Source organism: Pseudoxanthomonas sp. J31, from assembly GCF_000510725.1.
Taxonomy (GTDB): Bacteria; Pseudomonadota; Gammaproteobacteria; order Xanthomonadales; family Xanthomonadaceae; genus Pseudoxanthomonas.
In genome coordinates this window covers 12,228-26,883 of record NZ_AZNZ01000001.1, presented here as the reverse complement: position 1 = coordinate 26,883, position 14,656 = coordinate 12,228, and the positions used below count along the sequence as shown (strand labels likewise).

12 protein-coding genes and 1 pseudogene are annotated in these 14,656 nt (G+C 73.9%); 6 read left to right on the top strand and 7 right to left on the bottom strand.

The genetic code is table 11. The annotated features are described in order from the left end of the window. Positions 1–9 precede the first annotated feature (9 nt). From PSEJ31_RS16255 to PSEJ31_RS0100100, 4 genes are all read left to right on the top strand, one after another. Positions 10–2,835: a serine/threonine-protein kinase gene (locus PSEJ31_RS16255; RefSeq protein WP_051403587.1), complete on the top strand. Its 2,826-nt coding sequence runs from the start codon at positions 10–12 to the stop codon at positions 2,833–2,835. A gap of 95 nt (positions 2,836–2,930) precedes the next feature. Beyond that, positions 2,931–3,635 (top strand): hypothetical protein, encoded by a 705-nt coding sequence (locus tag PSEJ31_RS0100110; RefSeq protein ID WP_028914276.1) that lies wholly within the window; start codon positions 2,931–2,933, stop codon positions 3,633–3,635. Continuing rightward, on the top strand, positions 3,632–4,156 hold the full coding sequence (locus PSEJ31_RS16800; RefSeq protein ID WP_028914275.1) for a hypothetical protein: 525 nt from the start codon (positions 3,632–3,634) through the stop codon (positions 4,154–4,156). The genes PSEJ31_RS0100110 and PSEJ31_RS16800 overlap by 4 nt, the downstream gene beginning before the upstream one ends. A 27-nt stretch (positions 4,157–4,183) precedes the next feature. Beyond that, positions 4,184–5,212: a hypothetical protein gene (locus tag PSEJ31_RS0100100; protein WP_028914274.1), complete on the top strand. Its 1,029-nt coding sequence runs from the start codon at positions 4,184–4,186 to the stop codon at positions 5,210–5,212. 13 nt (positions 5,213–5,225) lie between these two features. Here the strand turns inward: PSEJ31_RS0100100 and PSEJ31_RS0100095 are convergent, their stop codons facing one another. Further along, positions 5,226–6,029 (bottom strand): TatD family hydrolase, encoded by an 804-nt coding sequence (locus tag PSEJ31_RS0100095; protein WP_028914273.1) that lies wholly within the window; start codon positions 6,027–6,029, stop codon positions 5,226–5,228. A 29-nt stretch (positions 6,030–6,058) separates the two neighbouring features. Next, positions 6,059–6,349, bottom strand: coding sequence for a hypothetical protein (locus tag PSEJ31_RS0100090; protein WP_028914272.1), 291 nt, complete (start codon positions 6,347–6,349; stop codon positions 6,059–6,061). A gap of 99 nt (positions 6,350–6,448) precedes the next feature. Between PSEJ31_RS0100090 and hrpB the strand changes: the two genes are divergently transcribed. Together hrpB and PSEJ31_RS0100080 are read left to right on the top strand one after the other, a co-directional pair. Further along, positions 6,449–8,944: an ATP-dependent helicase HrpB gene (gene hrpB, locus PSEJ31_RS0100085; protein WP_028914271.1), complete on the top strand. Its 2,496-nt coding sequence runs from the start codon at positions 6,449–6,451 to the stop codon at positions 8,942–8,944. 469 nt (positions 8,945–9,413) lie between these two features. Next, positions 9,414–9,803 carry a hypothetical protein gene (locus PSEJ31_RS0100080; protein WP_019397364.1) on the top strand — a complete coding sequence of 130 codons (390 nt, stop codon included), beginning with the start codon at positions 9,414–9,416 and terminating at the stop codon, positions 9,801–9,803. 168 nt (positions 9,804–9,971) lie between these two features. Here PSEJ31_RS0100080 and PSEJ31_RS0100075 read toward each other — a convergent pair. The 5 genes and pseudogenes from PSEJ31_RS0100075 to PSEJ31_RS0100055 all read right to left on the bottom strand — a co-directional run. Further along, positions 9,972–10,460 (bottom strand): annotated as a pseudogene (locus PSEJ31_RS0100075) (pseudouridine synthase); the annotation flags it as partial. Positions 10,461–10,477: 17 nt separating this feature from the next. Continuing rightward, complete coding sequence (locus PSEJ31_RS0100070) at positions 10,478–10,864, bottom strand: putative quinol monooxygenase (RefSeq protein WP_125076425.1); 387 nt, start codon at positions 10,862–10,864, stop codon at positions 10,478–10,480. Positions 10,865–10,942: 78 nt separating this feature from the next. After that, entirely contained in the window at positions 10,943–11,788 is an 846-nt protein-coding gene (locus tag PSEJ31_RS0100065) for a class I SAM-dependent methyltransferase (RefSeq protein WP_019397361.1), read from the bottom strand. Between the two features lie 191 nt (positions 11,789–11,979). Next, on the bottom strand, positions 11,980–13,689 hold the full coding sequence (aceK, locus tag PSEJ31_RS0100060) for a bifunctional isocitrate dehydrogenase kinase/phosphatase (RefSeq protein WP_028914268.1): 1,710 nt from the start codon (positions 13,687–13,689) through the stop codon (positions 11,980–11,982). A gap of 22 nt (positions 13,690–13,711) precedes the next feature. Continuing rightward, on the bottom strand, positions 13,712–14,596 hold the full coding sequence (locus PSEJ31_RS0100055) for a LysR substrate-binding domain-containing protein (RefSeq protein ID WP_028914267.1): 885 nt from the start codon (positions 14,594–14,596) through the stop codon (positions 13,712–13,714). Positions 14,597–14,656 lie beyond the last annotated feature (60 nt).

Sequence of the window (14,656 nt, the reverse complement as noted above, 5' to 3'; positions counted from 1 at the left end):
GAGGCGGCGATGCGGTTCCCGGGCGGGATCCTGGACGGGCCGGAACGCGAGCTGTGGCGGCGCGCCGACGCGCTGTTCGACCGGCTGCTCGACGAACCGGAGCACACCCGCCAATCCCGCCTGCTGGAGCTGACCGACGATCCGGCCCTGCGTGAGCGCGTGCGCCGCCTGCTGGCGGCGCACGCGCGGTCTTCCGGGCCGCTGGACCAGCCGCCGCCGGGCCTGCCGCCGCCGGCGGCGACCCTGGCCGGTCAGCGCCTGGGCCGCTGGCGTCTGGAGGAGGAGATCGGCCGTGGCGGCATGGCCGTGGTCTACCGCGCCCGCGCCGAGGACGGTGCCGAGGGCCAGCTGGCCGCGGTCAAGGTGCTGACCCTGGGCAGCCTGGCCCGCGACGGCCGCGAGCGCTTCCTGCGCGAGCAGCAGGCGCTGCTGCGCCTGCGCCATCCGTACATCGCGGCGCTGTACGACGCCGGCGTCAGTGCCGACGGCACCCCGTGGCTGGCCATGCAGCTGGTGGAGGGCGAGCCGATCGACCGCTGGTGCGCGCGCCACAGGCTGGACGTGCCCGCGCGCGTGCGCCTGCTGCTGCAGGTGTGCGAGGCGCTGGACTACAGCCACCGCAACCTGGTCGTGCACCGCGACATCAAGCCGTCCAACGTGCTGGTGGATGCCGACGGCCATGTGCGCGTGCTCGATTTCGGCATCGCCCGCACCCTGGACGGGGATGAGGCGGCCACCCGCACCGCGCTGCATGCGCTCACGCCCGAGTACGCCGCACCGGAGCAGTTCACCGGCATGCCGCCGGCCACGGCCATGGACGTGTACGGCGCGGCGGCCCTGCTGTACCGCCTGCTGACCGGCCTGGCCCCGCGCCAGGCCGCGCCCGCCGGCGAGGTCATTGCCCCGTCGAAGCTGCTGCGCCAGCGTGCCGGCGAGCGCCCGGACCCGGCGCAGCGGCAGGCGGTGGCGCGGCTGCGCGGCGACCTGGACACCATCCTGCTCAAGGCCCTGGCCGGGACGCCGGAGGACCGCTATCCGGGCATCGCCGCCTTCGCCGAGGACCTGCGCCGCTGGCTGCAGCGCCGGCCGATCCGTGCCCATCCGCCCAGCCTGCGCTACCGCCTGCGCAAGTTCGCCTCGCGCAACCGCTGGCAGGTCGCCGCCGGCGCCGTGCTGCTGCTGCTGCTGGCCGGCGGCGTGGCCGGCACCGTATGGCAGATGCGCAAGGCCCGCGCCGAGGCCGCCCGCGCCAACGCCCTGGCCGAGGAATCGGAGGCGCAGCTGGCCTACCTGGAAAGCCTGCTGGAGATGCTGGCCCCGGGCACCGAGGACACGCGCCACATCGACCGCACCCGCGTGCTGGCCGAGGCCACCGCCCGCGCCCGCCGCGAACTGGCCGACCGCCCGCAGGTGCTGGCCAGCGTGGAGATGCGCCTGGGCCTGCTGGCCGAGGAGCTGGGCGAGTATGGACGCGCCGCGGACCTGTTCGACAGCGCCCTGCGGCGCCGCCGGCAGCTGTTCGGCGACGAATCGGAGGCCACCGCCGAGGCCCTGGCCAAGTCCGGCTCGGTGCGCGCCTATCTCAGCCCGCGCCAGCCGGAGGAAGTGCTGCGCCGCCTGGAGCAGGCCCTGCCGGTGCTGGCGCGGCTGGCGCCGCACGGCCAGGCGCGGGTGCGCGCGCTCAACGCCCTGCTGGCCATCCTGGCCGAGCTGGACCGCTACCCGCAGGCCGAGGCGCGCCTGGCCGAGGCCATGGCCGTGTGCGATGCACCGGCCGCGCCGGAAGAGGCCTGCGCCGCCCTGTGGGCCAACGCCGGCGCCTTCTACCAGCGCACCAGCCGGCCGAAGGACGCCCTGCCCCACCTGGAGCGCGCGCTGGAGACGCGCCGTCGCCTGTGGGGCCCGGAGCATGCCGACACCCTGGTGGTGGCCAGCCGCCTGGGCCTGGTCTACGCCGAGACCGGCGACCCGGCGCGCGGCCTGGCCCTGCTGGAACAGGTGGTTCAGGCGCAGCGGCGCATCTACGAGCGGCCCACCCGCGACGCGCTGCCGGCCCTGTACATGCTCTCGCGCCTGCTGGCCGGCAGCGGCGAGGTGGAGCGCGCCCTGGCCCTGAACAGCGAATATCTGGACCAGCTGCGCGAGGTCTACGGCGAGGACCATCCGGACAGTGCCCTGGGCCAGACCGAGCGTGGCACCCTGCTGTTCACCGAGGGCCGCTTCGCCGAAGCCGCCGCGGCCTATGCCGAGGGCGTGCGCATCTACCGCCTGGTGCGGAGCGAGGCCGGCACGGCCATCGCCGAGGGCAACTACGCCGACGCCCTGCGCGAGCAGGGCCAGGCCGCACGCGCCCTGCCCCTGCAGTACCGCTCGCTGGAGGTGCTGGAACGGGTGTTCGGCGCCGGACACCCGCAGGTGGCCGCGCGCCTGGGCAACGTGGCGCGCACTCATGCCGCGCTGGGCCAGCACGAGCAGGCCCTGCGCCAGTACGAGCGCACCCTGGAGATGTACGAACGCCACGCGCGCGAGCAGCAGGGCGGCGACCGCACCGCCATCGCCTACGTCGACGCCTGGCGCGCGCGCAGTCTGCTGGCCGTGGGGCGCGGCGAGGAGGCGGTGGCCACCCTGCGGGCCAGCGTGGCGTTGCTGCAGGACCGCCCGCAGCCCAACCCACGCCTGGAGAACGAGGCCTTCGCCTTCCTGGTCGAGGCCGCCTGCCGCACCGGCACCGGGGACTGCGCGGCGCTGCGCGCGCAGGCGCGCGAGCGGCTGGAGCGGCCGCTGCCGGGGATCGCCCGCCTGCGCCTGCGCCAGGCGCTGGCCGGCGGCGGCTGAGCGGCTGGCACTTTCTGCCGCGCCGTTGCGTATGTCCGGACAGAAGCGGCCGCCACGGGGGTGGCCGCCGGGGAGGGAGCGCGATGACGGCGGGCATGGCGGCAACCGCGGCCGAACGGGCCGGCACCCTGCGCACGGCGCTGCTGCTGGCCCTGGCGCTGGCCGCCTGTGGCGCCGAACCGCGCGGTGCGGCCGGACCGGACCAGGAGGCGGACCTGCAGGCCGCGCTGGCGCAGTACGAGGCGGCGGTGGCCTGGCTGCTGGGCACGGACCAGGCGGACCTGCAGGCCTGCTGGACCGAGGACCGTGCCGCGTTCGCCCGCCGCCTGGCCACCTGCGCCGGCACCGCCTGCCGGGTGGCGCTGCTGCGCGAACGCCTGGCGGAGCTGCAGGGCTGGCAGTCCGACAGCCAGCGCATCGCCGGCCTGGCGCTGCCGCCGCCGCGGCGCGAGCTGCTGGCGATCCTCGCACCCGAGGGCGGCGCGGCGCCGGCGCGGCAGGACGAGCCGCCGGCGCAGGCGCGCGAGGGCGTGCTGGTCCATGCCGCCACCCGTCCCGAGCACATGGGCCTGGCCGTGGCCACGGCCGAGGGCGAGCACGTGATCGTGTTCGACGACGAGCTGGGCAACCAGGACGCCCACCACATGCTGCTGGACATGCCGGGCGTGCCGGTGCGGGTGCTTGGTCACCTGCGCGTGGCAGCGGACGGCATCGCCGATTTCGACACCGCGCGCTGCCGCCGGGTGTACCGGCTGCATGCGCCGCCCGCCCCGCCCGAACCTGCCGGAGATGCCTCATGACACCGACGCGCCGCCCCATCCCGAACCCGGTCCTGCCGCTGCTGGCCCTGGCTGCGGCGCTGCCGGCCGCAGCTGCCGACCCATGCCTGGTGGGCCGCTGGGAGCCGGTGGGCAACGCCGCCGGCGAGTGGATGCAGCGCAACGCCCCCGGCCTGCAGGTGCAGGCCGCGCAGCAGGGCACGCTGGAGTTCCTCGCCGACGGCACCTACGTGGCCGGCGGCAGCGGCCAGGCCCAGGTCGCCGCCACGCAGGCGCAGGCCGAGGTCCGCGACCTGCGCTTCCAGGCCCGCGGCACCTGGAGCACGGAGGGCACCACCCTGGTCCTGCAGCCGACGGCCGGATCCATGGACGGGACCATGCGCATCCAGGGCCCGGCCGGGCGGACCATCGAAGTGCCCATGCCCCGGGGGGCGGCGCAGCCGCAGCGCCTGCAGTACGCCTGCAGCAGCGACGGGCTCCAGACGCGCATGGCGGTCCGCAACGCCACCCCGGTCGTGCAGCGCTACCGGCGCCTGCCCTGACCTTCCGTCACCGCAAGGAGGAACGTGATGAAGCTACGCGATGTGCCCGTCCGGACCCTGTCCCGTGGCGCCCTGTGCCTGGGCGCGCTGCTGGCCAGCGCCTCGCTGCTGGCGCAGGTGCGCATACCGGCGCAGGTGCAGAAGGCGCTGAAGGCGCAGGCCGACGCCGGCACCTGGTCGGAGTCGGCCAGCACGGTCAACGGCATCACCGGCAGTGGCAACGGCGCCAACCAGCCGGCGCTGCCGCAGGTGGCCGCACTCAACGGCTTCCTGCTGTCGTTCAACAACGGCGACCACAAGCTGCGCCACATCGGCGTGCTGGCCGACGGCCGCTTCACCCGCTTCGCCTACGCCGACCGCAACGGCGACGACCCGTTCCGCGCCAGGGCCGGCTGGACCACCTTCACCCGCGGCATCGCCGGCGAGGTCAGTGCGGTGGGCGGTGGCAAGTTCCGCATCGAGCTGCCCACGCCGCGCCCGGAAGGACACGTGCTGGTGCTGCGCGGCTTCGAGTTCCGGCGCGCCGACGGCACCGACGCCAACCTGCGCAACATCAGTGTCAAGCTGGACGGGGCGCTGAACATCGCCGAGGTCTCGCTGACCGACGACCAGGGCCTGGACTTCCGCGGCCTGGAGCGCACCCTGGGCGCGGCCGTGGCCTCGGCCGCCGCCGGCGTGCCGCTGCCCGGCCTGGTGGAGTTCGCCCATGCCGACCTGGCCCGGGTGGCGGCACGCAACATTCCGCAGATGGTGGGCCGCTACCGCGCCTACCGCGTGACCGTGCAGTACGCCTGGATCCCGCGGGCACTGGTGCAGCAGGAAGGCACGCTGGCCGGCGGCACCGGCGACCTGGGCGCGATCACCCCGCCCACGCCCGTGCACGCCCTGCAGGGCTTCGAGTTCACCTTCGACAACTCCGACCACCACCTGCTGACCCTGGCGGTGAACGCGGACGAGCGCGGCAAGCGCGTGTTCGCCTTCCAGGACAACAACCACGACGATCCGCTGCGCTGGACCGTCACCTACCTCACGCTGAAACCGGAGCTGCGCCGCTGAGCGGGGCAGGCCGTCAGGGAAGACGGAAGAAGGACCGCGCCGTCGCGGTGGTCGCCACCGCGACGGCCTCCATGGACTGGCCGCGGTCGCGGGCCAGCTCCTGCACGATGTGCGGCAGGTACATCGGCTCGTTGCGGCGGTCCCTGGGCATCGGGTCCAGGGTGCGCGGCAGCAGGTAGGGCGCGTCGGTCTCCACCATCAGGCGGTGGTCCGGGATCTCCTTCACGAACTCGCGCAGGTGCCGGCCGCGGCGTTCGTCGCACAGCCAGCCGGTGATGCCGATGTACCAGTCGCGGTCCAGGTAGTCGAACAGCTCCTCGCGGGTGCCGGTGAAGCAGTGCACCACCGCCGGGCCGATGCGGCCCTCGAACTGGCGCATGATCGCCATGAAGTCCTCGTGCGCGTCGCGCTGGTGCAGGAACAGCGGCTTGGGATCGCCGGCGGCGGCCAGGTCGGCGGCGATTTCCAGCTGGCGCTCGAAGGCCTTGCGCTGGGCCGGGCGCGGGGAAAAGTCGCGGAAGTAGTCCAGGCCGCACTCGCCCACCGCCACCACCTCCGGGTGCCGGTGCAGCTCGCGCAGCTCCGCGTCGCACTCGGCGGTGTACTCGGTGGCGTGGTGCGGATGCACGCCGGCGGTGGCGTACAGCACGCCCGGGTGGGCGCGGGCCAGTTCCAGGGCCCTGGGCGAATGCTCGCGGCTGGCGCCGGTGACCACCATCTGCACCACTCCGGCCGCGCGCGCGCGCTGCAGCACCGCCTCGCGGTCGCGGTCGAAGCTGTCGTGGGTCAGGTTGGCACCGATGTCGATCAGTTCCATGGAGCGTGCGGTCCGGGAAAGCGCGCATTCTACCCGCGCGGCGGAAAGGCCCCGGCACGGGCCTGGCTTGCGGGCACGCCGTGGCCCGGGCCGGTCCGGCCATGGCAGGGCCGGCTCCGGTCCTCCAGCCCCGGCACGGTGGCGCTGGTGTCGTCGCCCCCGGGCATGGCGCGCTTGACCGCGCCGCGGGTGGCCACGGCGGTGGCCAAGTCCACCGGCTTGCCCGCCAGCCGCAGGGCGATGATCGCCCCGCGCCCGGCCAGGTCCGGCAGGCAGCGCCTCGACCTCTGCGCCGGGCGGGCCGACGTGGGACTGGACATGCAGGTATCCGCCGGCAAACCGGCCGATAATACTTTTCCTGTTTCGTGAACCCTCGCGCGTACGCAGGGCGCCAGCACGCCCGCGCATCCTGCCGCTCCATGTCCTTTCCCATCACACCCCTGCTGCCCGCGATCCGGGACAGCCTGTCAGCCCATCCGCGGCTGGTGCTGGAGGCCCCGCCCGGGGCCGGCAAGACCACCCAGGTGCCGCTGGCCCTGCTTGCTGCGCCCTGGCTGGAGGGGCGGAAGATCGTGATGCTGGAGCCGCGCCGGGTGGCCGCGCGCAGCGCCGCCGGGTTCATGGCCCGGCAGCTGGGCGAGGAGGTGGGCGGCACGGTCGGCTACCGCATCCGCTTCGAGAACAAGGTGTCCGCGCGCACCCGGATCGAGGTCGTCACCGAAGGCATCCTCACCCGCATGATCCAGGACGACCCGCTGCTGGAAGGCATCGGCGCCCTGCTGTTCGACGAGTTCCACGAGCGCCACCTGTCGGCCGACCTGGGCCTGGCCCTGGCCCTGGACGTGCAGGCGCAGCTGCGCGAGGACCTGCGCATCGTGGTGATGTCCGCGACCCTGGACGGCGAGCGCCTGGCGCGCTTCCTCGATGCGCCGCGCCTGTCCAGCGAGGGCCGTTCCTTTCCGGTTGAGGTCAGCCACTTCCCCGCGCGCCGCGACGAGTCGCTGGAGGCGCAGGCGCGGCGCGCGGTCGAGCAGGCCCTGGCCCAGCATCCGGGCGACGTGCTGGTGTTCCTGCCCGGGCAGCGCGAGATCGCGCGGGTCGGCACGGCACTGGATGCCGCCTCCCTGCCGGCCGACGTGGAAGTACAGGCCCTGCATGGCGAACTGCCGGTGGAGCAGCAGTCGCGCGTGCTGCAGCCGGCGCCCGACGGCCGTCGCCGGGTGGTGCTGGCGACCAACGTGGCCGAGTCCTCGGTGACCCTGCCCGGGGTGCGGGTGGTGATCGACTCCGGCCTGGCGCGCGAACCGCGCTTCGATCCGGTCAGCGGCTTCTCGCGGCTGGACGCGGTCCCGATCTCCCAGGCATCGGCCGACCAGCGCGCCGGCCGTGCCGGGCGCGTCGCCCCCGGCGTGGCCTGGCGGCTGTGGCCGCAGTCGCAGCGGCTGGAGGCGCAGCGGCGGCCGGAGATGGCCCAGGTCGAACTGGCCGGGCTGGCGCTGGAACTGGCCGCCTGGGGCAGCGACGAGCTGCGCTTCGTCGATCCGCCGCCGCCCGGTGCGCTGGCCTCGGCGCGCGAGCTGCTGCAGCGGCTCGGCGCGCTGGAGGGCGGATCCATTACCGCGGCCGGCCGGAAGATGCTGGAACTGGGCACCCATCCACGACTGGCGGCGATGCTCCTGGCCGCGCGCGGCGCGCGCGAACAGGCCCTGGCCGCGGACCTGGCCGCCCTGCTGGAGGCGCGCGACCCGCTGCGCAGCCGCAGCGACGCCCTGGCCGAACGCTGGCGCGCGCTGGCCGCGTTCCGCGGTGGACGCATGCCGGCCGATGCCAGCCGTTCCGCGCTGGCGGCGATCGATGCCGCCGCCCGCCAGTGGCGCCGGCGCCTGCGCTGCGAGTCCACGCCGCCGGCGGAGATCGAGGCCCACGAGCTGGGCGACCTGCTGGCCCATGCCTTCCCCGACCGCATTGCCGCCCGGCATCCGGCCGATCCGCTGCGCTACCAGCTAGCCAACGGCCGCATGGCCCGCCTGTTCGAGGACAGCGCCCTGCGCGGCGAGCCCTGGCTGGTGGCCACCGAGCTGCGCTTCGAGCCGCGCGGCGACGCCCTGCTGCTGCGCGCCGCGCCGGTGGACGAGGCCCGCCTGCGCGCCGACTTTTCCGACCGCTTCGTCGAGGAGGAAGGCGCGGTCTGGGATGCCGAGCGCCGCGCCCTGGTCGCCCGCCGCGAATCGCGCTTCGACCGCATCGTGCTCGACAGCCGCCCCGCCGGCCGGGTGGATCCGGAACAAGCCGCGCAGGCGCTGACCAACGCCGTGCGCGAACTGGGCCTGGAGGCCTTGCCGTGGACCGAAGGCCTGCGCCAGTGGCAGGCGCGCGTGGCCTGCCTGCGCGGCTGGATGCCGGAACTGGGGCTGCCCGACCTCACCGACGAGGCCCTGCTGGCCAGCGTCGACGCCTGGCTGCGCCCGGCCTTCGCCGGCAAGACCCGGCTGGACGCGCTGTCCGAGCAGGAACTGGGCGAGGCGCTTAGGTCGCCGCTGGACTGGAACCTGCGCCAGCAGGTGGACCGCCTGGCCCCGGTACGCATTACCGTGCCCTCGGGCATGGACCGGCCGATCGAATACGCGCTGGAGCCGGATGGCACGCCGCGCCCGCCGGTGCTGGCGGTCAAGCTGCAGGAGCTGTTCGGCCTGGCCGACACCCCGCGCATCGCCGACGGCCGCGTGCCGCTGCTGCTGCACCTGCTCTCTCCCGGCGGCAAGCCGCTGCAGGTCACCGGCGACCTGCGCAGCTTCTGGGACAACACCTATCCGGAAGTGCGCAAGGAGATGAAGGGGCGGTATCCCAAGCATCCGTGGCCGGATGATCCGTGGTCGGCGACTGCCACCCACCGGGCCAAACCGCGGGGGACGTAAGGCCTACGTCGCCGGCAGCCACGACGGTGCGCGGCATGGCTGCCGGGCGAGCACGGCGCATGGCCAGTTACTGCTGGCCTCTCCGGTGCTTGCCTGGCCCTGGCCTGGCGCTGGCCGTGCCGCGCAGCGGCGGGCTGTCGATCGGCAGCCACCGGGGCGGCAAGCTTGCCTTCCGCATGATGTCCGGCTTCGACGGCCACGCACGCTGGAACCGGGCGCGGTGCAGCAGGCCACGGTGTACGAGTGGGTCGCATCGCCATCACTGCCTGCTGGTGTCGCTGGCCTGGCGGGCCAGCCGCAACCGCGGCGGCCCGCCGCAGGCCGCCTGGGCCGGGCGGCTGTCCGTCGCATGAACATGCAGCGGTTGCGGCCGGAACCTGCGCGGCCCGGCCGCGGGCCCTGACGTATCTTGCACGGGTGCCCGCCCACACTGGGCCCCGTCTCCCCATTCCTGAAAGAAGGGATCGCCATGAGCAAGCTCACCATCATCACCGACCGGGCGCTGGAACTGGCCGAGCAGGCCGGCGCCGGCCTGCGCAGCGCGGGCCGCCAGGCGGGTTCGGGCCTGCGCCACGCCGGCGTCGGCGCCGAGCAATGGCTCAAGGCCGGTGCCGCCCTGGGCGCCGCACGCGCCGGCACCCGTGCCGCCGCCACCGTGGTCCGCCGCAATCCCGTGGCCGTGGCCGCTGCTGCCGCCGTGGTCGGTGCCGGCGTGCTGGCCTACGTGATGTACCGCAAGCGCCGCCAGCAGCGCGCAAGCGCCCCGCTGGAGGGCGAGGCCTACCAGGTGCGCGACAACGGCAATGCCCGCGCCCGCGCCAGCGCGCGCCGTACCCACAACATCACCAGTGCGGAGTGACTGGCTCGGGATTGGTGATCCGGGATTCGTGATTCGTGCGGGAGTTCGCGGGAACCGCGGATCCACGGCTCCCGGCTCGCTGCGCCGTTGCCTGGCGCCTCAACGCACCACTTCGCTCCATTGCCCAGGTGGCAGCGGCGTGCCGTCGGCGCCGTGCAAGCGGTGCGGGCCGATCGCCACGCGCACCAGGCGCAGGGTAGGCAGGCCGACCGCGGCGGTCATGCGCCGCACTTGGCGGTTGCGGCCCTCGGTGATCACCAGCTCCAGCCAGGCATCGGGCACGGTCTTGCGGTAGCGCACCGGCGGATCGCGGGGCCATAGCGCCGGCGGCGGGTCCAGGCGCCGCACCTTCGCCGGGCGCGTGGGGCCGTCGTTGAGCACCACGCCTGCGCGCAACGCCTGCAGCTGTTCCTCGCGCGGGTCGCCTTCCACCTGCACCCAGTAGGTCTTGGGCTGCTTATGCCGCGGATCGGTCAGGCGGTGCGCCAGCGCGCCGTCGTCGGTCAGCAGCAGCAGGCCCTCGCTGTCGTGGTCCAGGCGGCCGGCGGGGTACACGTCCTTCGGCAGGCCGAAGCCGGCCAGGGTCGGGCGCGGCGGCTGGCTGCGGTCGGTGAACTGGCAGAGCACCGCGTAGGGCTTGTTGAAGGCGATCAGCATCGGGGTGCGGCGGAACCTCAGTCGGCCAGGCCGACGCCACCGAGCGGCCGGGTGATCCAGTGCGAGTCGAAGCCGGCAATCAGCGGCCGCGCGCGGGCGATGGCGTCGCGCACGGCCGGCAACTGCAGCGAGGCCTGGTGGCTTTGCGCATTGTCCCAGACCTCGGTGATCCACAGCGCGTCCGCGTCCTCGGTGTCCTCGGCCACCACGTAGGCCAGGCAGCCGGGCATGGAGGTGGTGGACTCCAGCAGGATCGCCGCCAGCGCCCCGCGCTGGCCGGGCTGGGCCCGCAGTTTTCCGATCAGTCCGTGCATGGATGCGTCTCCTCCGGCGGCCAGCGCCGGCGCCAGGGGCATGGCGGCCAGTCCGGCCGCCAGCGTGGTGAGGAAGGTGCGGCGGTGCATGGCAGCGCGCCCTGGGGGGATGAAGAACCTGGTGGCGTTGAGAGGGCGGGCCACGGCCCCCCGCCCCCACCGTTCATTTCATTCCCGGGGCGGCTTGACGAAGCGCAGGGTCATGCGGTCGCTTTCGCCGATCGCCTGGTACTTGCCGCGGTCGGCCTCGTCGTGGCGGTTGGTCGGCGGCAGGGTCCATACGCCGTTGGGGTGGTCCTTGGTGTCGCGGGGATTGGCATTGACCTCGCTGCTGCCGTCCAGCACGAAGCCGGCGGCCTCGGCCAGGGCGATGACCTGGGCCTGGCCGACGTAGCCGCTGCCGTCGTCGGCCGGTACGTCGGCCGCGGCGCGGTGCTCGACCACGCCCAGCACGCCGCCGGGCTTGAGCACGTCGAAGAAGCCCTTGAACATGCCTTCGGCCTGGCCGGCCATGCGCCAGTTGTGCACGTTGCGGAAGGTCAGCACCAGGTCGGCCGAACCGGCCGGGCCGAACACCGGGGCCTTGGGATCGTAGGCCACCACCTCGGCCTTGCCGTACTGCGGCGCCGAGGCCAGCTTCTTCTCCAGGCCCGCGCGCGCGCGCTGCTGGTAGTCGCGGCCGGGGCCGGCGTCCACCGCCTGCGGATCGACCACCGCCGCCACGTAGCGGCCGTGGTCGCGCAGGTAGGGCGCCAGGATCTCGGTGTACCAGCCGCCACCGGGGGTGATCTCGACCACGGTCATGTCCGGGCGGATACCGAAGAACGCCAGGGTCTGCCCGGGGTTGCGGTAGCGGTCGCGGGCGACGTTGGCCGGATCGCGCCAGCTGCCGCCGATGGCCGCCTGCAGCGCCGCATCAGGCGCCGGCTCGGCGGCAGCGGCGGCCTGCGCGGCCGGCAGGCCGAGGGCGAACGCGATGGCCAGGGCACAGGCACGGGAACGGGACATGCTCATCAGCGTCGTGCTCCTGCTTGGGGACGGGGCGAGACTAGCATTGGGGCCGTGATTCGGGATTGCGGATTCGTGACCCGAAAGAGCAGGAGCGGCCCCCCGTTCGCCGTGCGGCATGCCGGAGGCGCTCTTACGAATCCCCAATCCCGAATCCCGAATCCCGAATCCCGAATCCCGCGCCGTACCCTGATTCGTTACGCGAGGCGCAACGAATCAGGGTACGGCGGTGTATCCGGCCACTGGCCGTCCCGCAGCTGCGCCTGCAGGTCGCGCCACCACTGCGGCTGGAACAGGCCGGGGTGGGCGGATTTCAGCGCGGCCAGCAGCGGCGCGGGCAGGCCCATGAACTGGCCGAAGCGTTCGGGAAACACGTCCTGCGGGCCGACGTGGAACCAGGGCTCGGCCGCGACCTGTTCCTCGTAGGTCGTCGCCTGCGGCCAGTCGCGGAACTCCAGCTCGGAGACCGAGCGGATCTCGTCGTAGTCGTAGAACACGACGCGACGGTGGCGGGAGACGCCGAAGTTCTTCAGCAGCATGTCGCCGGGAAAGATGTCGTTGCGCGCCAGGTCGACGATCGCCTGGCCGTAGTCCAGCACCGCCTCGCGCCGCGCCTCGGCGCCCTGCTCGCGCAGGTACAGGTCCAGCGGGCGCAGGCGGCGCTGCACGTAGCACAGCTTCAGCACCACGTCGTCGCCGTCCTCGACCACGCTGGCGGCGCAGCTTTCGCGCAGCTCGCGCAGCAAGGCCGGGTCGAAGCGCGCGGCCGGGAAGCGCAGGTACCGGAACGGCTGCGCGTCGAGCAGGCGGCCCACCCGGTCCAAGCGGAACACGCGCTCGTACTGCGCCTGCACTTCCTCCGGCGTGGTCCGCTTGGGCCAGGCGAAGCGGTCGCGGATCACCTTGAAGACCAGCGGCTGCCCAGGCAGGGTGAACACCGCCATGACCATGCCCGGGGTGCCCTCCGCCGGCACCAGGCGTTCGGCCGGGTGGGCGTGGAAGTAGCGGAAGAAGCTGCGGTAGCGCTCGGTCTTGCCCTGCTTGGCGCGGCCCAGCACGGTGTACAGCTCGTCCACCGGCTTGTGCGGCAGCAGGGTGCGCAGGAACACCACCGCGTCGCCCACGGTGGGCAGGTCGGCCTGGAAGTAGCTGCGCGAGACGCCGAACAACTGGGCCACGTCGCCGCGGCGGGTCAGCACCGCCTCGGCGCGGATGCCGGAATCACCGTTGACCAGGGCCACCACGCAGGGCGAGAAGCGGTGCTCGCCGAACACCCGCCCCACCAGGTAGGCGCGGCGCTCGCGGTAAAACACCGTGTCCAGCAACTCGATCGAGCGCACCGGATGCTCGCCCCAGTGCGCCAGGTCGTCCTGCAGGCGCACCGCGATCGCCGCCGCGCAGCGCGCCAGGTGCGCATAGGGCACGTCGAAGCGGTAGTCGCCGAGCATGCGCACGAACGCGTCCACCGGGCGGCTGGTCGAGACCGCGTAGCTGTGCCGCGCCACCGGGCGGGTGATGGCGTCGGTGGGCTCGATGTCCAGCGCCACGAACTCGATGTCCGCGTCCAGGCCGCGGGTGCGGAAGAAGCGCCGGGCGAGGGTGTTGAAGAAGGTCTTGTACAGCTCGGTGTCGATCGCGCCCTCGATCGAGGCGGCGTAGTGGTCGCGCACCCGCGCCCACAGCGTGCGGTCGTGCGCGTGCAGGCCCAGCAGCGCGGCCAGGCGCCGGCGGCATTCGTCGATGCACAGGTCGTACAGGTCCAGGCGCTCGGCGGCGTCGGCGCGGGCGCCGGCCCAGTCGCGCTGCTCGAAGCGCCGCCTGGCGCGGCGGCTGATCGCGGCAAACCGCGCGTGGTAGTCGTCGAACGCGTCGCGTGCGACCTGGGCAATGGCTTCGGCCTGGATCATGGCGGGATGGTAGCGGGGCGGTTCACGGGGCGGACGGAGCCGCGGCCTGCTGCAGCAGCCAGGCGCGCACGGTGGGGAAGGCCGGATGCGCCAGGCTGCGCTCCGGATACACCAGGTAGTGGCCGAAACCGGCGGGCAGGCGCCTGCGGCCTAGGGTGACCAGGCGCCCGGCGCGCAGCAGCGGCTCGGCCAGGGTCAGCCGCGCCAGCGCCACGCCCAGTCCCTCCGCGGCGGCCTGGTGCAGGGTCTCGGTGTCGTCGAAATGCGCGGTATAGCGCTCCGGCGCGCTGCCGCCGGTGGCGGCGAACCAGTCCTCCCAGCGCCCGGAGGGATCGCCCAGCAGCGGCAGCCGCGCCAGCCGCTGCGCCGCCGGCACCTTCGCGTGCCGCTTCAGCAGGCCGGGGCTGGCCACCGGCACCAGCCACTCGTCGAACAGCAGCTCGGCGCGCACGCCCGGCCAGTTGCCGCCGCCCAGGCGCAGGGCCAGGTCCACCGGCTCGCGTTCGAAGTCCACCACGTGGGTGCTGGACTGCAGGCTCAGTGCCAGGTCCGGGTGCGCGGCCAGGAACGAGGGCAGGCGCGGCACCAGCCAGGCGGTGGCCATCGAGGGGATCAGGCTGATGGTCATGCTGCGCCCGCGGCGGCGCGCGCTGGCGCGCTGCAGCGCCTGCGCGATCGCGTCCAGCGGCCCGCCCACCGCCTCGTACAGGCGCCGTCCTTCAGGGGTCAGTTCCACCCCGCGCGGGCCGCGTGCCAGCAGCTGCTGGCCGAGGCGTTCCTCCAGCTGGCGCATGCGGTGGCTCAGCGCGCTCACCGTCAGGTGCATGCGCTCGGCGGCGCGGGTCAGGTTGCCCAGCCGCGCGGCGGCGACGAAGGCCTCCACCTGGTCCAGCGGAATCCGGCCCATCTTGAGCCTCCCTCAAGTCTGGCTTGTGGAACTTGCGCTACATGCCCGTCCAGCATCGCC